This is a genomic window from Streptomyces sp. NPDC101227 (assembly GCF_044767545.1).
Lineage (GTDB): Bacteria > Actinomycetota > Actinomycetes > Streptomycetales > Streptomycetaceae > Streptomyces.
Map to the genome: position 1 here is coordinate 103,717 of NZ_JBIWOD010000014.1, position 19,581 is coordinate 123,297.

Annotated in this window: 18 protein-coding genes and 2 pseudogenes; 7 read left to right on the forward strand and 13 right to left on the reverse strand. The window is 72.7% G+C overall.

Annotation, left to right across the window (positions count from 1 at the left end; genetic code table 11):
• Window positions 1-108: 108 nt before the first annotated feature.
• The 3 genes from ACIRPT_RS28650 to ACIRPT_RS28660 all read right to left on the reverse strand — a co-directional run bounded on the left by ACIRPT_RS28650 (window position 109) and on the right by ACIRPT_RS28660 (window position 3,430).
• Window positions 109-1,188: a Zn-dependent alcohol dehydrogenase gene (locus tag ACIRPT_RS28650; protein ID WP_403832205.1), complete on the reverse strand. Its 1,080-nt coding sequence runs from the start codon at window positions 1,186-1,188 to the stop codon at window positions 109-111.
• 80 nt (window positions 1,189-1,268) lie between these two features.
• Window positions 1,269-2,687, reverse strand: a complete 1,419-nt coding sequence (locus ACIRPT_RS28655; protein WP_403832207.1) for an aldehyde dehydrogenase family protein — start codon at window positions 2,685-2,687, stop codon at window positions 1,269-1,271.
• A gap of 167 nt (window positions 2,688-2,854) precedes the next feature.
• A complete protein-coding gene (locus ACIRPT_RS28660; RefSeq protein ID WP_403832209.1) occupies window positions 2,855-3,430 on the reverse strand; it encodes a hypothetical protein in 576 nt (191 codons plus the stop codon).
• Window positions 3,431-3,755: 325 nt separating this feature from the next.
• Here ACIRPT_RS28660 and ACIRPT_RS28665 point away from each other — a divergent pair, with 325 nt between their 5' ends.
• Complete coding sequence (locus ACIRPT_RS28665) at window positions 3,756-5,216, forward strand: hypothetical protein (RefSeq protein WP_403832212.1); 1,461 nt, start codon at window positions 3,756-3,758, stop codon at window positions 5,214-5,216.
• An 11-nt stretch (window positions 5,217-5,227) separates the two neighbouring features.
• Here the strand turns inward: ACIRPT_RS28665 and ACIRPT_RS28670 are convergent, their stop codons facing one another.
• Together ACIRPT_RS28670 and ACIRPT_RS28675 are read right to left on the reverse strand one after the other, a co-directional pair.
• A complete protein-coding gene (locus ACIRPT_RS28670; RefSeq protein WP_403832214.1) occupies window positions 5,228-6,661 on the reverse strand; it encodes a CitMHS family transporter in 1,434 nt (477 codons plus the stop codon).
• A 637-nt stretch (window positions 6,662-7,298) separates the two neighbouring features.
• Window positions 7,299-7,913, reverse strand: a complete 615-nt coding sequence (locus ACIRPT_RS28675) for a TetR/AcrR family transcriptional regulator (protein WP_403832217.1) — start codon at window positions 7,911-7,913, stop codon at window positions 7,299-7,301.
• 158 nt (window positions 7,914-8,071) lie between these two features.
• On the opposite strand from ACIRPT_RS28675, the gene hmgA reads away from it, so the two are divergent.
• Window positions 8,072-9,406 carry a homogentisate 1,2-dioxygenase gene (hmgA, locus tag ACIRPT_RS28680; RefSeq protein WP_403832220.1) on the forward strand — a complete coding sequence of 445 codons (1,335 nt, stop codon included), beginning with the start codon at window positions 8,072-8,074 and terminating at the stop codon, window positions 9,404-9,406.
• Between the two features lie 54 nt (window positions 9,407-9,460).
• Window positions 9,461-10,210: a GntR family transcriptional regulator gene (locus ACIRPT_RS28685; protein WP_403832223.1), complete on the forward strand. Its 750-nt coding sequence runs from the start codon at window positions 9,461-9,463 to the stop codon at window positions 10,208-10,210.
• A gap of 45 nt (window positions 10,211-10,255) precedes the next feature.
• On the opposite strand, the gene ACIRPT_RS28690 is transcribed toward ACIRPT_RS28685, so the two are convergent.
• On the reverse strand, window positions 10,256-11,647 hold the full coding sequence (locus tag ACIRPT_RS28690) for an MFS transporter (RefSeq protein ID WP_403832225.1): 1,392 nt from the start codon (window positions 11,645-11,647) through the stop codon (window positions 10,256-10,258).
• Window positions 11,648-11,844: 197 nt separating this feature from the next.
• Between ACIRPT_RS28690 and ACIRPT_RS28695 the strand changes: the two genes are divergently transcribed.
• Window positions 11,845-13,092: a type ISP restriction/modification enzyme gene (locus ACIRPT_RS28695; protein ID WP_403832228.1), complete on the forward strand. Its 1,248-nt coding sequence runs from the start codon at window positions 11,845-11,847 to the stop codon at window positions 13,090-13,092.
• 27 nt (window positions 13,093-13,119) lie between these two features.
• Here ACIRPT_RS28695 and ACIRPT_RS28700 read toward each other — a convergent pair whose 3' ends face one another.
• The 3 genes from ACIRPT_RS28700 to ACIRPT_RS28710 all read right to left on the reverse strand — a co-directional run bounded on the left by ACIRPT_RS28700 (window position 13,120) and on the right by ACIRPT_RS28710 (window position 14,791).
• Complete coding sequence (locus ACIRPT_RS28700) at window positions 13,120-13,530, reverse strand: VOC family protein (protein WP_403504076.1); 411 nt, start codon at window positions 13,528-13,530, stop codon at window positions 13,120-13,122.
• Between the two features lie 10 nt (window positions 13,531-13,540).
• The gene (locus ACIRPT_RS28705) at window positions 13,541-13,981 is read right to left on the reverse strand and encodes a helix-turn-helix transcriptional regulator (RefSeq protein WP_403504073.1); all 441 of its coding nucleotides are present in this window, start codon (window positions 13,979-13,981) and stop codon (window positions 13,541-13,543) included.
• A 63-nt stretch (window positions 13,982-14,044) separates the two neighbouring features.
• The gene (locus ACIRPT_RS28710; RefSeq protein ID WP_403832232.1) at window positions 14,045-14,791 is read right to left on the reverse strand and encodes a TetR/AcrR family transcriptional regulator; all 747 of its coding nucleotides are present in this window, start codon (window positions 14,789-14,791) and stop codon (window positions 14,045-14,047) included.
• An 80-nt stretch (window positions 14,792-14,871) separates the two neighbouring features.
• On the opposite strand from ACIRPT_RS28710, the pseudogene ACIRPT_RS28715 reads away from it, so the two are divergent.
• A pseudogene (locus ACIRPT_RS28715) lies at window positions 14,872-15,003 on the forward strand (daunorubicin/doxorubicin resistance ABC transporter ATP-binding protein DrrA); the annotation flags it as partial.
• Between the two features lie 201 nt (window positions 15,004-15,204).
• Here ACIRPT_RS28715 and ACIRPT_RS28720 read toward each other — a convergent pair.
• The 3 genes from ACIRPT_RS28720 to ACIRPT_RS28730 form a co-directional block, all read right to left on the reverse strand.
• On the reverse strand, window positions 15,205-15,468 hold the full coding sequence (locus ACIRPT_RS28720; RefSeq protein ID WP_083109538.1) for a hypothetical protein: 264 nt from the start codon (window positions 15,466-15,468) through the stop codon (window positions 15,205-15,207).
• A 260-nt stretch (window positions 15,469-15,728) separates the two neighbouring features.
• Entirely contained in the window at window positions 15,729-16,535 is an 807-nt protein-coding gene (locus ACIRPT_RS28725) for an SGNH/GDSL hydrolase family protein (RefSeq protein ID WP_403832235.1), read from the reverse strand.
• Between the two features lie 193 nt (window positions 16,536-16,728).
• Window positions 16,729-17,436 (reverse strand): YoaK family protein, encoded by a 708-nt coding sequence (locus ACIRPT_RS28730; protein ID WP_403832238.1) that lies wholly within the window; start codon window positions 17,434-17,436, stop codon window positions 16,729-16,731.
• A 198-nt stretch (window positions 17,437-17,634) separates the two neighbouring features.
• On the opposite strand from ACIRPT_RS28730, the gene ACIRPT_RS28735 reads away from it, so the two are divergent.
• Window positions 17,635-18,069, forward strand: coding sequence for a hypothetical protein (locus ACIRPT_RS28735; RefSeq protein WP_403832241.1), 435 nt, complete (start codon window positions 17,635-17,637; stop codon window positions 18,067-18,069).
• 166 nt (window positions 18,070-18,235) lie between these two features.
• Here the strand turns inward: ACIRPT_RS28735 and ACIRPT_RS28740 are convergent.
• Window positions 18,236-19,466, reverse strand: a pseudogene (locus ACIRPT_RS28740) (xylan 1,4-beta-xylosidase).
• Between ACIRPT_RS28740 and ACIRPT_RS28745 the strand changes: the two are divergent.
• Window positions 19,429-19,575, forward strand: coding sequence for a hypothetical protein (locus tag ACIRPT_RS28745; RefSeq protein WP_403832440.1), 147 nt, complete (start codon window positions 19,429-19,431; stop codon window positions 19,573-19,575). The pseudogene ACIRPT_RS28740 and the gene ACIRPT_RS28745 overlap by 38 nt on opposite strands.
• Window positions 19,576-19,581: the final 6 nt, after the last annotated feature.

The window sequence follows — 19,581 nt, forward strand, 5'->3', positions numbered from 1 at the left end:
GACCGGCCGGTACGGCGTCAACGGACCGCGCACCACGAGTTTTCCGGCCGTCCCACGGCGCGGGGCCGGAAGCGCTCGCCGCGCCCCGGCCCCGCTCTCGTACTCCCCCTAAAACACCACCAGCGCCCGGCCGCCCTTCCCCGCCACCATCGCCTCGAACGCGGCCGGGATGCCGTCGAGCCCGATGCGGTCGGTGACCAGCGCGGAGAGGTCGAGTGCGCCGGAGCGGACGTGCTCGGCGATGACCGGGAGGTCGCGGGCCGGATCGCTGTTGCCGTAGACGCAGCCGGCGAGGGTGCGGCCGAAGTAGAAGATCTCGAGGGCGGAGAAGGCGACCTGCTCGTCCTGGCCGCCGATGCCGACGACCGTGGTGCGGCCGCCGCGCCGGGTGGCGGACCAGGCCGTACGGATGGTGTCGGCGCGGCCCACGCACTCCACGGCGACGTCGGCGCCCACGCCGCCGGTGAGCTTGCGGATCCGCTTGGCGGTGTCCTCGCCGGCCACCACGAACTCGGTGGCCCCGGCCGCCCGCGCCAGCTCCTCCTTCTCCGGGGAGACATCCACGGCCACGATCGGTCCCGCCCCCGCGATCCGCGCCGCCTGGAGGGTGGCCAGGCCCACCCCGCCGACGCCGAGCACCGCCACCGACTCCCCCGCCCGCACCCGCGCGCTGTGGTGAACGGCGCCCCAGCCGGTGAGCACCGCGCAGCCCAGCAGCGCGGCGTCGGTCAGCGGCACGCCCGCCGGCAGCGGCAGCGCGGCATGCGCGGGCACCACCGTCTCCTCGGCGAACGCGGCCGTGCCCAGGCCCGGGTAGAGATCGGTGCCGTCCGCCCGCCGCGCATACGGCGTCGCGGCGGCCGCGCCCGCGTTGGCGCACAGCCAGGGCTCCGCCAGGCCGCAGAAGTGGCATCCGCCGCAGGACGGCGCCCAGTTCAGGACGACCCGATCGCCGGCCGCGACGCCGGTGACGCCCTCACCGATGGCGGTGACGGTGCCCGCGCCTTCGTGCCCCAGGACCGCGGGGGCGGGCTGCTTCAGCGTCCCGTTGGACAGCGACAGGTCGGAGTGGCAGACCCCGGCCGCGGCGAGCCGGACCCGGACCTGGCCCGGACCCGGTGCGGGCAGCTCGATCTCGGTGATCTCCAGTGGGGCGTTGACGGCTGGCAGTACGGCGGCGCGGACCACGGTGCGGTCTCCTCGGTGGGGAGGTAAGGGGGAAGCCGGGCGGGCGGGAGGGAGGAAAGGGGCGGGCGGCGGCCCGGCCCTCAGAGCTGCAGCGACTTGGTCTGGAGGTATTCGGTCAGACCGTGCGGGCCCAGCTCGCGGCCGACGCCGGACTGCTTGTAACCGCCGAACGGAGCCAGCAGGTTGAAGCGGCCGCCGTTGATGTCGACCTGCCCGGTGTCCAGCCGGCGGGCGAAGGCGACCGCGGTCTCCTGGTCGGCGGCCCACACCGCGCCGGCCAGACCGTAGACCGTGCCGTTGGCGATCCGTACGGCATCGTCCTCGTCCTCGTACTTGAGGATCGAGATGACCGGGCCGAAGATCTCCTCCTGCGCGATGGTCATCTCCGGCGTCACGTCGGCGAACACCGTCGGGCGGACGTAGTAGCCGCTCTCCAGGCCCTCGGGGGCTTCCGCGCCGCCCGCCACCAGGCGCGCGCCGTCCGCCACGCCCTTGGCGATGAAGCCGCGGACGCGGTCGCGCTGCTTGGCGTTGACGAGGGGGCCGAGCCGGCTGGCCTCGTCCGTCGGGTCGCCGGGTACGTAGGCGGCCACCGCCTCGGCGGCGAGCGCCACCGCCTCGTCGTACTGGTCGGCGTGGACGAGCATCCGGGTCAGCGCGTTGCAGGACTGGCCGGAGTTGCGGATGACGTCGGCGACGTTGACCTCGACGGCCTTGGCGAGATCCGCGCCCGGCAGGATGACATTGGCGGACTTGCCGCCGAGCTCCAGCGCCACGCGCTTGACGGCGCCGCCCGCGATCGCGCCGATCTTCTTGCCGACGGCCGTGGAGCCGGTGAAGGAGACCAGGTCCACGCCGTCGTGCTCGGCCAGCGCCTGGCCCGCGACCGTACCGAGGCCGGTGACGAGGTTGAAGACCCCGGCCGGGATGCCCGCCGCGTCCACGCACTCGGCGAAGAGCTGGGCGGTGAGCGGGGTGTCCTCGGCGGGCTTGAGCACGACCGTGCAGCCCGCGGCGAGCGCCGGGGCGACCTTGTTGGTGATCTGGTGCAGCGGGTAGTTCCAGGGAGTGATCGCGCCGACCACGCCGACCGGCTCGTGCAGCACGGTGGAGTTGCCGAGCTTCTCCTCGAAGGCGTACGAGGCGGCCAGTTCGGCGTACGAACCCACCACCGCGACCGGGAGACCGGACTGCACCCGCGTGCTGAAGGAACGCGTCGAGCCCAGCTCGGCGGTGATGGTCCCGGCGATCTCCGCGGCGCGCTCGGCGAGCCGGTCGCGCAGCGCGGTCAGCCTGGCGGCGCGCTCGGCGGGGGCGGTGGCGCGCCAGCCGGGCAGCGCGGCGCGGGCGGCGCGCACGGCGGCGTCCACGTCCTCGGCGGTGCCGGCCGGGACGGTCGCGATCACCTGCTCGTCGGCGGGGTTGCGCACCTCGATGGTGTCGCCGCCCGCGGCGGGCCGCCACGCGCCGCCGATGTACATCCCGTCGTGTGCCTTCATCAAGCCGTCCTCCCGAGGCTCCAGCGCGCGGCGGTGTGCCGCGCCCCTCAAACTAGCGGTGCTAGTTTGAGGGGCGCCACTCCCGGACGGGAGCGGAACGCGTCACCCGGCCATCATCACCCGGGCGCGCGGCCCGGTCACGACCGGCCGCGGCAAGGCCCGCCCGGTCACGCGCCGGGGATCCGGGCGCGGAACTTCTCGGTCAGATCGGCGCCGCGGATCACTCCGCCCTGGTGGTACTTCAGCCCCCAGGCATCGATCACCGACCCGTCGCCGAACATGCAGGCGGACATCACCTTGTCCGGTTTCGTCTCGCCCTTCAGCCCCCAGCCGCCGCCGTCCGTGGGCCTGTTGCCGAACATCGCGGTGCCGTTGATGCCCTGGCAGTAGGCGATGGAGGGATTTCCGGGGCTGCTGGGGCCGGTGGGCTTGCGGACGTAGGCGAGCGCGGCCAGGGTCGGCTTGTCGGCGGCCAGGGTGTCCGCCGCGATCATGATGTGGCTGCCGTCCTTGGCGGTGAACAGGCACATCTCCCGCTCGCCGCCCAGCGGGGTGATGACGTTGCCGGAACCGGTGAAGTACGGGACCCGGGTCTGTGCCACGCCGCCCTGCTGCACGCACCAGGCCGCGGCGGCGGAGGTGCCCCGCCCGGCGGGCGGGGTGCCGTCGGCCGCATGGGCCGCCACGGCCGTACCGGAGACAAGGACGAGAACGGAGACGGCAAGGGCGTGGGAGCGCTTCACGCTTACTCCTGAAGGATCGTCGGGACGTGTTCCGAGAGGTGGTCCTGAAGAGGGTCCGAAAGGCGGTCCGAAAGTGGCCGGAAGCGCCGTCCGAGCGGTGATCGGGCGGGGCGTTGCCGCTGGTCGAACCCGTGCGCACGGGCACATCCTTCGCAGCGCGCCGCGCAGCGTCAACGCCCGCCCCGTCCTTGCCGCGCGACCCCGGCCACATTGACGCGATCACTGCGGCGAACGGCCCGTGACGTGCCCCGACGAGGGATCGATTCCGGCCAGTAATTCACCGGTAACAGCCCCTGGAACGCGACCGGTTAGAGTGTCCGGCCTGATGAATCCCCCACTGCTGCGCATTCGCCTCCTCGGCGGGTTCCGGCTGGAACGCGACGGCGGCGCGCCGCTCGCGGAGCGCTGGTCCCGGCCCAGCGCCCGGACGCTGGTGAAGCTGCTCGCGATCGCGCCCGGCCATCAGCTGCACCGCGAGCAGCTGATGGGCGCCTGCTGGCCGCACGCCGAACTCCCCGCGGCGCTGCGCAGTCTGCGGGTCGCGCTGCACGCCGCCCGGCACGCGCTGGAGCCCGAACTGCCGCCCCGCGCCGTCTCCTCGTACCTGACCGGCGACGGCGCGCTGCTGCGGCTGGCACCCGACGCGGTGTGGATCGACATCGACCACGCCGGGTCGCTCGCCCGGCAGGCGCTGGCCGACGGCGGGGCCCACGGGCTGGCGGCCGCGCTGGAGGCGCTGAACGGCGAGCTGCTCCCGGAGGACCCGTACGCGACCTGGGCCGCCCCGCCCCGCGAACGCCTCCGGCAGCTGCGCGACCAGGTGCGCGGCGCGCTGTCCCGGGCGCAGACGGCCCCGGTGCGGGGGACACCGGGCGAGGAGGCGGCCCCGCCCGAGGCGGATGCGGCGCGGGTGCGGCTGGACTGGGCACTGGCCCTGGACCGTTCGGGACGCTACGGCGAAGCGATCGGCGTGCTGCGAGAGGCCCTGGCCTCGTACGAGCGCCAGGGCCGGCGCGATGCCTGCGTGCTGGCCGCGGCCCGGCTGGCGGAGGTGCTGTGCCGCAGCCGTAAGGGCCAGGAGGCGCTCGCCGTGCTCGACGCCCACCCGCCGGGGCCGGGGACGCCCGACGAGGTGTGGGCGGCACACCGGATGGCGCGCTCCGCGGTGCTGTCGTACACGGGCCGGTACGAGGAGGCGCTGGCGGCCGCGCGGGCGGCGCAGCGGTCGGCGGAGGCTGCGCGGGGGCCCGACCGGCCGGTGCTGCTGGCCCGTTCGCTCGCCCAGCAGACCGTCTGTCTGGGCCTGTCCGGCCGCTCCGGCGAGGCGACGGGCCCCGCCGAACGGGCGCTGGCGCCGGCCGAGGAGTCCGGTGACCCGGCGCTGCTGGCCACCGTGCTGTCCGTGCTGCGCGAGAGCGCGCGCCGGGCGGGCCGGCACCGGCAGGCGCTGGAGTACGGGCGCCGCGCCCTGGCGCTGGCCGAACAGGCCGGCCGGCCCACGGCCACCGCCTTCGAGCGCGCCAACCTCGCCGAACTGCACCTCCTGCTCGGCGAGCGGGACGACGCGGAGCGCCTGGCCCGCGCCGCCGTCGAACTGGCCGAACCTTTCGGGGCCACGGCACTCGCCTTCGCGCTGGTCGCCCTGGCCCGCGTGCGGCACGCCCCCGACCCGGCCGGGAGCATCCGCCTCCTGGACCGGGCCGAGCGCTGCGCGGAGGAGGGCGGACACCTCCAGGCCATCGACGAGGTACGCGCCGCGCGCGCGGCGCTGACCGGCCGGGGATGACACCCGGCGGGCTAGATGATCCCGAAGAGCAGTCCCGCGCCCAGGACCACCAGCGAGGTCAGCGCGGCCCACTTCACGGTGAACTTCGTGTGGTCGCCGAATTCGACCTTGGCCATGCCGACCAGGACGTACACGGCGGGGACCAGCGGGCTGGACATGTGCAGGGCCTGGCCGACGAGGGAGGCGCGGGCGATCTCGATGGGGGCGACGCCGTGGGCGGCACCGGCCTCCGCGAGGATCGGCACGATGCCGAAGTAGAAGCCGTCGTTGGACATGAAGTACGTCAGCGGGATGCTGAGGATTCCGGTGACGATGCCCATGTGCGGACCGAGCGCGTCGGGGATGCCGGCGACCAGCCAGCGGGCCATGTGCTCGACCATGCCGGTGCCGGTGAGGACGCCGGTGAAGACGGCGGCGGCGAAGACCATGCCGGAGACGTTCAGGACGTTCTCGGCGTGCGCGGCGATGCGGGCCTTCTGGTCCTTCATGTGCGGGAAGTTGACGGTGAGGGCGATGGCCGCGCCGAGGAGGAAGAGGACCGGGATCGGCAGCGTCTGCAGGATGAGCAGGGTGAGCAGCGCGACGGTGAGCACGGCGTTGAACCAGTAGAGCTTGGGGCGCAGCGTGGGCCGCAGGGGGTCGAGGCCCTGGAGGTCGGCGTCCACCGCCCCCTCCCCGGAGCCGGCGCCCGCGCCGCCGGCCGGCACCGTACGCCGGGTGGCGACCGGACCGCCGCCCGCACCGACCAGCACCTGCTCGGCCTCCTTCTCCTCGGCCTCCTCGACGTCCTCGAACTCCTCGGTCACCACGCGGGCGTCGCCGAGCGTCAGCACCCCCAGCCGGTTGCGCTCGCGCCGCCCGAGCACATACGCGAGGACGAACACGGCGACCAGGCCGACGGCCAGCGCGGGAATCATCGGGACGAAGATGTCACCGGCGTCCAGCTTGAGCGCGGTGGCGGCGCGGGCGGTCGGGCCGCCCCAGGGGAGGGTGTTCATCACGCCGTTGGCGGTGGCGGCGACACCGGTCATGACCACCAGGCTCATCTTCAGCCGCTTGTAGAGCGGGTAGAGCGCGGACACGGTGATCATGAACGTGGTGGAGCCGTCACCGTCCAGCGAGACGATCGCGGCGAGCAGCGCCGTACCGACGACCACCCGCACCGGGTCGGCCTTGCAGAACTTCAGGATGCCGCGGACGATCGGGTCGAAGAGCCCGACGTCGATCATCACCCCGAAGTAGATGATGGCGAACATCAGCATCGCGGCCGTGGGAGCCAGGTCGCCGATGCCCTTGAGGACGTAATCGCCCAGGTGCGCGCCCTGACCGACCAGGACGCAGAACAGCGCGGGGATGAGCACAAGCGCTGCCATCGGTGACATCTTCTTCATCATGATCAACACCAGGAAGGTGGCGATCATGACAAATCCGAGGATTGTCAGCATGGGGGATACCTCACGTTCGCCCTTGAACATCTGCCGGGGGGTGGCGGCTCAGGCGACGTTAGGTCCCGCAAACTTTTGTTAACAAGACCTTGACACCCGAGCAATACGAGCAAAACGCCTGGTCACTGCGTTCGGCTTGGGCCGTACGTTGTCGGCTGACCCGCCGTGGTTGGTTCTCGCCGTTGCCCCCCACTGCCTTAAGGGCGTGGGAGGTGCCCCCAGCGGCGGGCGTGGGTTTGTCGGGTGCGGTGACGGCCCTACACGGCTCCGCCGCTACGGTCCGCCCCCTCCCGTGGGTGGGGGGATTTCTGGTGGGGCGGGCGTTGTGTGTCCGGTGCCGGTGGTTGCGTCCACTGGGTGCACCTGACCACCGACGCACGCCCCACCGTCTCCTCCCACCCCCAACGGGGAGGGGCCGGGCCGCAGGACGAAGTCCGGAGGCCCGGTCCCGCAGCCGAACAGCCCCGCGCAAGCGGCACCGGCCCGCCGCAGGCGCAACGGCGAACAACCACCCACGGCGGGACAGCCGAACACACCGGCCCAGGCAAAGCGCAGCGGACCGGCCCGCCGCAGGCGCAACGGCGGCAAACCCCCACGGCGGGAAAGCCAAAAGCATCGGCCCAGGCAAAGCGCAGCGCTACGCATCCAGATAGCGGGCCAAATACGCCCGCAGCAGCACCTTGCACTCCGCCACGATCGCGGGATCGCCCGCCGGGTCCGTGCGGAAGGCGAGCTGGAGCAGCGCGTCGGCCGTCTCGACGCCGACGAGGAAGGCGGTCCGCAGCCGTTCCTCGGCGGGGTCCAGGCCGAGCGGGCCGGCGAGCAGGGCCAGCAGCCGGTCGGCGACCTCGTAGTTGGCGCGGCGGGGGGCGTCCGGGGCGGGGACGGTGAACTCGACCAGGGCGAAGCCGGAGACCGTGCGCTTCATGGCGAGGTATTCGTCGACCACCACGTCCATCGCGCGGCGCCATTCCAGCCGCTCGTCGGCGGGAGCGGTCAGCCGGGCGGTGATGCGGTCCGCGTAGGCGTCGAGGTTGCGCCGGGCGAGCGCCTCGGCCATGGCGCGTTTGTTGGGGAAGAAGCGGTAGACCGAGCCGATCGGGACATCGGCGCGGCCGGCCACGGCGCGCGTGCTGAGGTCCTCGTAACCGGTCTCCTCCAGGAGTTCGGCGCAGGCATCGAGGATGCGCGCCAGGCGCTGGGCGCTGCGCTGCTGGACGGGGACGCGTCGGAGCGGGGTCGGCTGCTGCACCCGGACATCCTGCCCGGCGTGCGCGCGGGGAGTCCGCAAACGCCGGAATCCGGCCGGCACGGCTGCCCCCACCGTTGACGGGCGCGGCCGCGACGGCAATCCTAAGGTCTTGCATAGGATTCGGTCTTGCACGGGTTACTGATGGGCGGGAGCGCGCGATGACAGGTACGGGCAGCGAGCAGGCGCGAAAGACGGCCGAGGGGCTCTCGTACGCCTCCGGCTTCGGCAACGAGCACAGCTCGGAGGCCGTCACGGGCGCGCTGCCGGTGGGCCGCAACTCCCCGCAACTCGCGCCGCTGGGCCTGTACGCCGAGCAGCTCAGCGGATCGGCGTTCACCGAACCGCGCAGCCACAACCACCGCACCTGGCTCTACCGCATCCGCCCCTCGGCGGCGCACCCGCCGTTCGTCCGCGCCGAGCGCGGCGCGCTGCGCTCCGCGCCGTTCACCGACTGCGCGGCGGACCCCAACCGGCTGCGCTGGAACCCTCTCCCCGAGCCCGCCGGCCCCGTCGACTTCCTCGACGGCCTGTGGACGCTGGGCGGCAACGGCGACGCCACCCAGCGCACCGGTATGGCCGTCCACCTCTACTACGCCAACTCCTCCATGACCGACCGGGTGTTCAGCGACGCGGACGGCGAGCTGCTGATCGTGCCCGAGCACGGCGGGCTGCTGCTGCGTACGGAGCTGGGCCTGCTGCGCGCCGAGCCGGGCCATGTGGCGCTGATCCCGCGCGGCGTACGCTTCCGCGTCGAGCTGCTGGATGCGACCGCCCGCGGCTATGTCTGCGAGAACTACGGCCGGCCCTTCCAGCTCCCCGACCTCGGCCCGATCGGCGCCAACGGCCTGGCCAACGCGCGGGACTTCCTCGCCCCGGTCGCCGCCTACGAGGACGTCGAGGGCCCCGTCGAGGTCGTCAACAAATTCTGCGGCAACCTCTGGACGGCGACCTACGACCACTCCCCGCTGGACGTCGTCGCCTGGCACGGCAACCACGTCCCGTACGTCTACGACCTGCACCGCTTCAACGTCCTCGGGTCGATCAGCTACGACCACCCCGACCCGTCCCTCTTCACCGTCCTCACCTCCCCCTCCGACACCCCGGGGCTGGCGGGCGTGGACTTCGTGGTCTTCGCGCCGCGCTGGCTGGTGGGCGAGGACACCTTCCGGCCGCCCTACTTCCACCGCAATGTGATGACCGAGTACATGGGCCTGATCGAGGGCGCCTACGACGCGAAGACCGCGGGCCCGGGAGGTTTCGTCCCCGGCGGCGGCTCGCTGCACAACATGATGTCCGCGCACGGGCCGGACCGGGAGACCTTCGACCGCGCCAGCGCCGCCGAGCTGCGGCCGCAGAAGATCGACGACGGTCTGGCCTTCATGTTCGAGACCCGCTGGCCGCTGACGCTCACCGAACAGGCCCGGGACGCCGGACATCTCCAGCGCGGATACGACGACGTGTGGCAGGGTCTCCAGCGCCACTTCCGCCCGTGAGCGCCGGGCCCGTCCGCCCGTAAGCCGTCCGCCCGTAAGACCGGGGAACGCCCTGTGACCACCTTCGCTCCCGACTCGCTGGCCCTGAACCGCAAGCTGCCGCTGTGGTACCAGGTCTCGCAGTCGCTGCGCGCCTCCATACTCGGCCGCTCCCCCGAGGCGCCGCTCCGGCTGCCGACCGAGGACGCCCTCGCCGCCCACTACGGCGTGAGCGTGCTGACCATGCGCCAGGCCCTCAAGGAACTGGAGACGGAGGGTCTGATCAGCCGGCACCGGCGCCGCGGCACGTTCATCGAGCCCGGCGCGCAGCGGGGCGCGCCGGTGCGGCTGCTGGGCTCCGTGGACGCGATCGTGGCCCAGCAGTCCGGGATGAGCACCCGGCTGCTGGAACACGGGCCGGTGCCGGTACCGGCCGAACTGTCCGAGTATTTCCCGGAGTTGACGGAGGTCGCCGGCTTCCGGCGGCTGCGCGGCGACGAGGAGACGGACGAACCGACCAACCACGCCACCAATTACGTCCGCCCCGATGTCGCCGCCCGGATCGACCCCGGCGACCTGGAACGCTGGCCGATGACCAAGGTGCTGCGGGACGCGGTGGGCGTACGCATCAGCCGCATCACCGACACCGTCGAGGCCCGCCTGGCGGACCCGGAAACCGCCCGCCTCCTCCAGGTGCCGCTGCTCAGCCCGATCCTGCACTACACGGGCATCACGTACGACGAGGCCGGGCGGGTGGTCGACGTCGCCCGGATCCACTACCGCGGGGACCGGTTCTCGTTCACGGTCACGCTGGACGCGCACTGACCCGTACGCCCCCCGCGCCCCGGACCCCGGCCCCTTCGCCCGGCCTCAGATCCGCTCCAGGCTCCGCCCCGTGCTCCGCGGCCCCAGCAACGCCACGTCCAGGCACAACAACACCATCAGCACCGCCGACCCGCTGAACACCGCCGCCGCACCGAGCTCGTCCAGCACCGTCAGCGCGACGAACGGCAGCACCACCGAGGTGAGCCGGGACAGCGAGTACGCGATGCCGATGGCGCTGCCGCGCAGGCCGGTCGGGAAGATTTCCGTCTGGTAGACGTGGAAGGCGTTGGAGAAGACGTTGCTGCACACCGTCAGCAGAAAGCCGAAGGTGACGATCGCCCAGGTGGCGGCCGCGAAGCCGAAGGCGAGGCCGCACGCCGCCATCCCCAGCGCCGAGGCGATGATCAGGGTCCGGCGCTCGATGCGGTCGATGAGCGGCACGGACAGCGCGGAGCCGAGCGGATAGCCGCAGAAACTCAGCGCCGCGTACAGCAGCGACTCGGTGACGGTGTGGCCCTTCGCCGTCAGCACCACCGGCGCCAGCGAACCGAAGCCGTAATAGCCGACGGTCTGCAGCACCTGAAAGATCCACCACATCAGGGTGCGCCGCCGGAAGTCGCCGCGGAACATCTCCCGCAGCGGCACCTTCCGCTCCGGGAGGCTCTCGGCCTCCGGTACGGAGGGGAGGCTGGTGCCCTTCTCGCGCGCCACCCGTTCCTCGATGGCGGTCACGATCCCGGCGGCCTCCTCCTCCCGCCCGTGAACGGTCAGCCACCGTGGCGATTCCGGCAGTTGGCGCCGCATGAGCTGGATGAAGCCGGCCCCGAGCGCGCCCGCGACCAGCAGCCAGCGCCAGCCGTCGATCCCCCACAGCTGATGCCCGGCCACCAGCCGGGCCCCCAGCAGCGCCGCGACCGGCACGCCGAGGAACCCGAAGGTGTACGCACGGGCGATGTAGCGGCCGCGTACCGCCCGCGGCAGGAATTCCGCGAGGTAGGTGTCCACGAGGACGAGTTCGGCGCCCAGCCCCAGCCCGGAGAGGAAGCGCAGCGCGATCAGCCACTGCACATCCGGGGCGAAGGCGCACAGCAGGGAGAACGCCGAATAGCCCGCCAGATTGACCATGAACATCCGGCGCCGCCCGAAGCGGTCGGCGAGCACGGACAGCACATTCGCGCCGACGAACATGCCGAGGAACCCGGCCGCGATCACCCACGATCTGGCGGTGTGCCCCAGGTCCCACTGTGCGGCGAGGACCGCGGCGAGCACTCCGCCGAGGAAGATCTCGTAGAGGTCGAAGAAGGCGCCGATGCCGACGACGAGGGTGATCCGGCGGTGCCAGCGCGAGGGCGGCAGCCGGTCCAGCCGCGCGGCGGCCCGCGCCCCGGCGGGAGTCCCCCCGCGCCGTTGCGGCGCGGGGGAGGCGGTGTCCGTCATACGGTCCTCCCCTGAGCAGGTCCCGGCGCGCAGGGCGCAGCCAGGTCCGCGCGATGCCGTCGGGCGTACGGCGGGACGGTACCTCTCCAAGATCAGTAAGCGGAAGGGCGCGGGCGCGGGCCGGGCGGCCGTCCCGGGGCGCCGGCGCCCGTGGATACCATGCCGGGGTCAACCGAAAGGTCCGGGAGGGGCTCCGCGTGACGGCGAAGCAGGACGCGCCACGGTCGGCCGCGCCACGGCTGTCCGAACTGATGCCGTGGTCCGTGCCGCCGCTGCGGCTGGGCCGTTCCTGGGTGCTGGCGCCGGATCCCGCGACGCTGCGCGCCCGGTGGAACGCCCTGGTGGCGGCCGAGGACGCGGCCGCCCGCGAGCGGCTGTTCCGGCCGTCCCGGTCCCGGAACCTGCACTCCGCCGTCGGTCAGCTGCCGGGCCAGGCGACGCCCACCGGGCGGTTGTCCCGGGCGAGCGGCCCCTGCCCCGAGCCGGTACGGATCCTGCACGGCCCCTTCGACCGGCAGTGGCTGCTGCCCGACCACCGGCTGATCGACGCGGCGCGGCCGGAGCTGTGGCGGGTGGCGGACGAGCGGCAGCTGTTCGCCGTGGAGCTGGGGCAGGTGCCGCAGGTGCCGGGCCCCGCCGTGGTCTGCTCCGCCCTGCTGCCGGACGGGCGTGCACCGGCCGGCCGCCCCGGCCGGATCCACCCCCTCTACCGGCGCCCCGGCGGCACCGAACCGAACCTCGCCCCCGGCCTGCTCGGTCTCCTCGCCCGCCGCCTGGACCGCCCGGTCCGTCCCGCCGGCCTCCTCGCCTGGATCGCCGCGAGCGCCCGCCACTCCCCCGACGGCACGACGGTGCCGCTCACCGCCGACCCGGCCGTCTGGGACACCGGCGTCGCACTCGGCGAGCGCCTGCTGTGGCTGCACACCGGGGGCGCGCACGGGGCGCACTCCGGCGAGCGGCCGCGGATGCCGGGCGGCCGCCGCCCCTACGTACGCTCCGCGCTGCCCACCCGCGGCCTGCCGGGCGCCCTCGGCTATGACGCCGGCGAGGAGGCGCTGCTGCTCGGCGACGGCCGGATCTCGCCGGTGCCGCCGGGCGCCTGGGACTTCCACGCGGGCGGCGTACGGGTCCTGGAGGCCTGGTTCGAGCAGCGGACGGCCCCCGTGGAACCACCGGAGGAGGGTTCGCTGGCGGCGCTGCGCGCCACGACGTGGCCGCAGGAGTGGACGTCGGAGCTGCTGGAGCTGATCACCGTGCTGGCACTGCTGGCCGAACTCGGCCCGGAGTGCGCGGAGTTGAGGGAGAAGGCGGCGGGCGGGCCGGGGATCACGGCGGCCGAGCTGCGGGAGGCGGGCGTCCTCCCGGCGCCGGCCGACGCGCACCGCCCGGCCTCCGTCCTCGACCATCACGAGGAGGGCCCGGAGGGCCAGTTCGCCCTCCTGTGAGGCGTGGCCGGGGCGCCCGGCGGAGCGCTACTCCTTGGGCGCCTGCTGGATCCGCACCATGTTGCCCGACGGGTCGCGGAAGGCGCAGTCGCGCGGTCCCCAGGGCTGGTCGATGGGCTCCTGCAGCACCTCGGCGCCGGAGGCCCGCACCTGCTCGAAGGTGGCGTCGAGGTCGTCGGTGCTGAAGACGGTCATCGGCAGGACGCCCTTGGTGAGGAGTTCCTGCAGCGCGTCGCCGTCGGCCTGGGAACGGCCGGCGTGCGGTTCCGAGAGCACGATCTCCAGGCCGGGCTGTGTCGCGCTGCCGAGGGTGACCCAGCGGTATTCGCCGGAGGCGACGTCGTTGCGTGTTTCGAGGCCGAGCGCGTCACCGTAGAAGGCGATCGACTCGTCCACGTCGTTGACGGTGATGTGGCAGTACTGGAGTGCAATGGTCATGTCGCCAACGTTAGACAGCGGCGCCGCCGCCCGCTTCTCGAATCCTGCTCGGCGGATTTCGCATCGGGCGGGTCTGCACCTTCGCCACGCATGCGGGCATCGCCGCCACCGCGGGGTGCTCCCGGCCGCGGTACGCGCTCGGTGTCTCCCCCACGATCTCGGTGAACCGCGAGCTGAACGAGCCGAGCGAGGTACAGCCGACCGCCATGCACGCATCGGTCACGCTCATCCCCCCGCGCAGCAGCGTCATCGCCCGCTCGATCCGGCGGGTCATGAGATAGCTGTACGGCGTCTCGCCATAGGTCGCCCGGAACTGCCGCGAGAAGTGCGCCGGCGACATGAGCGCATGGCGGGCCATCGTCGGCACATCGAGCGGCTGGGCGTACTCCCGGTCGATCAGATCACGCGCCCGGCGCAGGTGCGCGAGATTGGCCAGGTCTTCCGGAGTCATGCCTCGAAGCTACCACCCGCCGCCCATAAAAGCCGCTGACCTGCGGGAATGGGGCCGGCGCGGCTATCCGAGGCCCGGCCCGCCGCCCGTCTCGTGCCCCGCATAGGCATCCAGCACCCGGCCGATCACGCGCGCGAAGACCGCGTCCGGATCCGTGGGCGGCGCGCCCTTCGCGAACGCCCGTGCCATCAGCGGATACCGCCCGCCGCCGACGACCCCCGCGAGATACCCGGCCTGCGCCGCCTGGAGCTGTCCGGCGGTGTGCCCGGACTCCTTGGCGCGCTCGGCGGCCGCCTGCTCGGACGAGGCCATCGTGATCACCGTGCCGTTGACCATGGAGACGAGCTCCACCCTGAGCCCGTCGTCGAGCCCCGAGCCCTCCAGCGCGGCGAGGCAGAACTCCAGGTAGCGCAGCGCGTTGGGGCCGAGGAAGTGGTGGGACAGCACGGCACCCGGCAGCCAGGGATGACGGCGCATCATGTCGCGTGCCTGGCGGGCGAGTTCGAACAGATCCGCGCGCCAGTCGCCGGACGGCGCGGCCGGCAGCTCGTACTCGCCGCTGACGTGGTCGACCATCAGGTCGACGAGGTCGCCCTTGGCCGGGACGTAGTTGTAGAGCGACATCGTGGCGCAGCCGACCGCCGTCGCCACCCGGCGCATGGAGACCGCCGCCAGCCCCGACTCATCGGCGATCCGCACGGCCGCCTCGGCGATTTCGTCACGGGTGAAGGCGGGCCGGGGGCCGCGTCCGGTGCGCTCGGGGCGCGCCCAGATCACCTCGGGTCCGGCCGCGCGGCCGCTTGCTGCCATGAATCGATCACCTCGCCATCAATCCTAGTTACGTACATCGCACGTAGTGCACTACGGCGCCCTCACGTCCTCTACGTACGCTGTACGTATACAGCGAGGGTCCGGAGAACCACTTCGGCGAGGTCCGTGCGCCGCGCGGGCTCGACCTCGCGGTGCCGGCGGGCAGTGTCCGCGGACCGCTCGGCCCCAACGGCGCGGGCAAGACCACGGCCCGCGCGATCAACGCGGCAAACAAAAAAACCACCCGTCACAAGAACGGGTGGTGGGGGAAGAGCCGGGTGGTGCGTGCCTGGGCGAACACACCGACACGCTGCGACGCCCGCGGGAACTGACGAGTCAGTACCTGACGGGTGGTGAATCGCAACGCTGTGCCGGGACGGTGTGGTCGCCCGAGGTCTCGCTTCAGGGACGCGTCAGCCGTGACCGCCGAACAGCGAACGCCGCAGCCTGCGCAGCGGCGCGAACAGCGACACCCTGGCACCACGGCTCTTCCTCGTGCGGGAGTGATCACGGGTGGTGAGCTCCCGCATCAGCAACGTCGCGCCCTCCGTCTCGCGCTGCGGTATGGCAGGGCCACCCAGCACCGCGAGATGGCGGTCCAGACGCGCACTGGACGCGCCGCTACCGCAACTGATCGCAGGGACTCTTGCCCTGCTCCGCACTGTTATCTGTTCCATGACTCTCCCCACCCTGACGAGGGCACCCGGCACGGGCAGGGTAACCCTATCTCTCTTGGAGGACGCGCGTGCAGACCGGTCAACGGATTCACCTGCCTCGCCTTGACGTTGACGAACACCATACGTAATGACGCCTACAGGGCACCCATCAGGGCGAGTTGACCCCCCGTCGGACCGCGGGGGCCCATCTGACGGGCTTTCGGGACGCACGAGGAGGACCCGGGCGGGCGACTCCTCCTCGGCGTCGCGCGTACGGACGGTTACGCAGCGGAGGCGAACACCGGGAGATAGCCGCTGGACTGACCGGCGGCCGTGGGGTGGTAGGACTCGTCGACGGGATAGGTCACGCTGTGCAGCCAGGGACTGCCGGAGCACAGTTCATGGCCGGTGAAGGTGGAGTTGACGTCGGAGAAGGTGAAGCCGTGGTCGGCGGCGCGCTTGGCGGTGACGCCGTTGATGTCGTCGGCCGCGGCGTTTATGGCGGCCCGGGACTTCTCCGAGAGGCCGGCGACGCAGCTGCCGTTGAGTTTGTAGAAGTGCGGGTAGCCCAGGACCACTACGTGCGCGGCCGGGGCCTTCTGGCCGATCGCGTTGTACACCCCGTCGAGCTGAGCGGGCAGGGTGTTGTCGATGTACTGCCGGGCCTTGGCGACGCGGGCCAGGCAGGCGCTCTCACCCTGGAGCGCACAGGTCGTCATGGTGTCGGCGAAGCCTGCGTCGTTGCCGCCGATGGTGATGCTCACCAGTGCGGTGGAGCTGTTGAGCGGGCCGAGCTGACCGTTGAGAACATCACCCGTTCGAGCCCCGGAACAGGCCGTGAACGAGAAGGACGAGGGCGAGTGCGCGGCCGCCCAGAGGGCCGGGTAGGCCTTGGTGCTGCGCTTGCAGGAGCCGCTGCCACTGTCGTAGCTGCCGGCTCCGACGCCTGCGGAGTAGGAATCGCCGAGGGCCACATAGCCGGTGGCGAGCGGGAGTTGGGCGGACGCGGCGGCGCTCGCGCCGGTGAGCGCGAGCGCCGTGGTGACAAAGAAGGCGGACCCCAGGGCCGCCAGTCGGGACAGTCTCATAGAACCTCCCATAGCAGGATCTCTGCCTTATTCGTGGTAGCAGGACCCGCGAGTAACCGGAAGTGTCCATGCCAAAGGTCGTGAAAAGTCGTACCGAATTCGCGGCACATCCGGCTATTCGTCCCCCGGACTTCGCCGCGGCGCCGTTGCCCGGCCGTGCCGCGCGGATCGCGGCCCCCGCACCGGCCGCCGTTCACTCCTCGCCGTTCTGACGGTGCGCCAGCCCCGGCACCAGCAGCGCGGTGGCCGCGACCGACACCGCGACGAGCAGGAGCACCAGCGACGGGCGGGTCCCCAGGCCGATCAGCCAGGCACCGAGGAGGCCGCCCGCGAACATCGACCCGACGGACATCAGCCGGCGCGGGACGGCGTGGGTGCCGTAGCCCAGCTTTCTGTCGCGACCGAGAACGGAGCCGCTGACCAGGGCCGTCATCGCCCGGGTCTCCACGGTGGTGGTGAGGTCGGGGACGGCGACCCGCATGGCCGTGACGTTCCGTATGCCCATCGCCACCGCCATCAGGCCGACGACGGCGCAGCGCTGACCGAGGGTCAGGTCCCGGGCCGTGCCGGGCTCCCAGGCGGTCACCGCCGCGGCGGCCAGCAGTGCGGCCTCGGTGGCGAGCGCGAGCGGGAACCACTGCCGCCGCCGGGCGGCCAGCGACGACTCGACCCGTGCCCCGAACGCCGCGCCGAGGGCGAAGGCGCCGAGCGAGACGACGGTCGTGACGACCGACAGGTCGCCCTGCCGCGCGATGCCGAAGCCGAGGAAGAGCAGATTGCCGGTCTGGGTCGCGGTGAACACATGACCGAGCGCCAGAAAGCTGACGGCGTCGAGCACTCCGGTGGCCACGGTGAGGCACACCATGATCACCGTCAGCGCGGTTCCGCTCGGCGGCTCCACTGACCCGGCTCCTTCCCGGCGGACACGTCCTCACAGTGTCCGGACGGCCGCCGCGCAGCGCCGCCATTGCGCCGTCTGTGGGCGCCCCCGCTCCGCCGCGCTGCGCCCCGTCCGCTTCCCTCCGCCGTCTTGACGGGTGCCGGGGCGGCGCATGACATGGAACCCGGCATCCCGTGCCGAGGAGAGGCAGAGCCGCCCATGCGCCCCGAAACCGTCAGCAGGGACAGATCCCCGGGCGTGCCCCCGCCCCACGGCCGGCCGGCGAGCGGGCTCACCGCGCTCCGCGCGGGCGCGGCGTTCGGCATCGCCGCCCTGGGGGCCGTGCTGGCGTCGGCCGGTATCGCCTCCCCGCTGCGGGCGCCGTGCACGCTCTTCCTGCTGCTGGGGGCACCGGCGCCGGCGATCGGCGCGGCGCTCGGCGGGCTGGATCCGCTCGGCCGCGCCGTCGTCGCGGTGGCCGGCGCGGCGGCCGTCAACCTGCTGGTGGCCGGGACCATGCTGGCGCTGGACGCCTGGTCGGTGCGCGGCGGGGTGATCACCGTAGCGGCGCTCAGCGGCGCGGGGCTGCTGCTGACGTCGGTCCGGTCGAGGGCCGGCCGGGCCGGGGGCGGCGCCGCCGGCCGGGTGCGCTGAGGTGGACATCACCGTGCATCACCCCGCCGGGCTGTCCGGTGCCGACCGGGCCGCCTGGACCGCCCTGCAGTCCCGGGCCCCGTCGCTGGGTTCGCCGCAGCTGGCGAACCCGTTCCTCTCCCCCGAGTTCGCGCCGGCGGTGGGCCGGTGCCGCGGCGGCGCCCGTTCACGGGCGGTCGAGCCAGCGCACCTCATAGCCGCCGAGCGTGATGCCCTGCCCCTCGACGGTCGCGGTGGTGCGCCGGTCCGTGGTGTTGGCCACCAGCACCGTACGGTCGCCGGCCAGCGCCCGGACCGCCGTACGGCCGGCCCCCGCGACGGCGACGCCGGGCGCGGGGCGGACCCCCGGCGGAAAGGCCCGGGAGAACCGGGACAGCAGCTCACCCATCGGCAACTCCCGCCCGCCGTCGGCCAGTTCGGTACTGCTCCACAGACATCCGGGGCAGGCGGCCCCCGCCCCCTCCGGATTCCAGTACAGGCCGCTGGTGGCGCCCCCGGACACCATCTCCATCAGGCCCACGGCCTGCACGGCGAGGCGTTTGCGCTCGCTCCAGCCGTTCCGGTCGTCATGGGCGTCGGGCACCTCGACATACCATTCCGCCCACCACAACGGCAGCCCCGTCTCCTTGCGCACCCAGCGCCCCACATCGGCGAACTTCCGGGTGGCGGCGAACGGGCCGGGCACATAGTGGCCGTCCTTGCGGTAACTGGATCCGTCGATGACGACGAAATCCGCTCCCGCCTTGTGCCGGTTCCAGTAGGCGAGCGCATCCAGGACCCGCCGGTCGATGCTTCCCCAGGGCCCGCGCGGCGCGCCGCCCCCGCCACTCTCCCCCTCGCTGTCGCTGTCGCTGTCCATCACGAGATAGGGCCCGCCCACCAGGTTGTGCCCGTTCACCTCCTTCAGCGCCCGGTGGACCAGGTTGTAGAGCCGGGTGTATCCCTCGTAATCCCAGCGCTTCTTCCGCTCGTCGAAGAAGCCCTTGAATTCGTTCCACACCACGAAGTGCCGGACATCCGGATAGCGACGGGCGATCTTTCCCGCGAGCGCGGCGAAGTCCGCGTAATGCGCGGGATCGGGGGCCTTCTCCAGCGCGCTCCAGTCCGTATGGCCAAACGCGCCGCCCTTCATCCAGTCCGGAGAGCAGCACAGCGTCAGCACGGGAGTCCCGCCGGCGCGCCGGATCAAGGCCATACGGCGGTCCAGATCGGCAAAGTCATAGTGCCCCGGGCTCGGTTCGGGGTTCCCACGCCCCAGCCCATGATGTGCTGGTTCTGCGGCATCGGATGGGCGGACAGCGATCGCGCGGCCCGGTCGGTCGCGCCTCGTCGCCGTGGTCCGCGCTGAACTGGGTGTGGGTGAACCCCCAGCCCACGGCGGCCCGCGCGGTGCGCAGCGGCGCCGTCGGCCTGCCGTCGTCGCCCGGCGGGATTCCGGCCCGCACCAGCTGCGTCGCGAGCACGGCGGTCACCGCCGCAGCCGCGACGAACACGGCCACCCGATGACATTCC

Excerpts from the sequence above, each read along its gene's own strand:
- ACIRPT_RS28655 (WP_403832207.1), bottom strand. The coding sequence starts at position 2,687 with ATGAAGGCACACGACGGGATGTACATCGGCGGCGCGTGGCGGCCCGCC.
- ACIRPT_RS28665 (WP_403832212.1), top strand. The coding sequence starts at position 3,756 with ATGAATCCCCCACTGCTGCGCATTCGCCTCCTCGGCGGGTTCCGGCTG.
- ACIRPT_RS28670 (WP_403832214.1), bottom strand. The coding sequence starts at position 6,661 with ATGCTGACAATCCTCGGATTTGTCATGATCGCCACCTTCCTGGTGTTG.
- hmgA (WP_403832220.1), top strand. The coding sequence starts at position 8,072 with ATGACAGGTACGGGCAGCGAGCAGGCGCGAAAGACGGCCGAGGGGCTC.
- ACIRPT_RS28690 (WP_403832225.1), bottom strand. The coding sequence starts at position 11,647 with ATGACGGACACCGCCTCCCCCGCGCCGCAACGGCGCGGGGGGACTCCC.
- ACIRPT_RS28700 (WP_403504076.1), bottom strand. The coding sequence starts at position 13,530 with ATGACCATTGCACTCCAGTACTGCCACATCACCGTCAACGACGTGGAC.
- ACIRPT_RS28705 (WP_403504073.1), bottom strand. The coding sequence starts at position 13,981 with ATGACTCCGGAAGACCTGGCCAATCTCGCGCACCTGCGCCGGGCGCGT.
- ACIRPT_RS28710 (WP_403832232.1), bottom strand. The coding sequence starts at position 14,791 with ATGGCAGCAAGCGGCCGCGCGGCCGGACCCGAGGTGATCTGGGCGCGC.
- ACIRPT_RS28720 (WP_083109538.1), bottom strand. The coding sequence starts at position 15,468 with ATGGAACAGATAACAGTGCGGAGCAGGGCAAGAGTCCCTGCGATCAGT.
- ACIRPT_RS28725 (WP_403832235.1), bottom strand. The coding sequence starts at position 16,535 with ATGAGACTGTCCCGACTGGCGGCCCTGGGGTCCGCCTTCTTTGTCACC.
- ACIRPT_RS28735 (WP_403832241.1), top strand. The coding sequence starts at position 17,635 with ATGCGCCCCGAAACCGTCAGCAGGGACAGATCCCCGGGCGTGCCCCCG.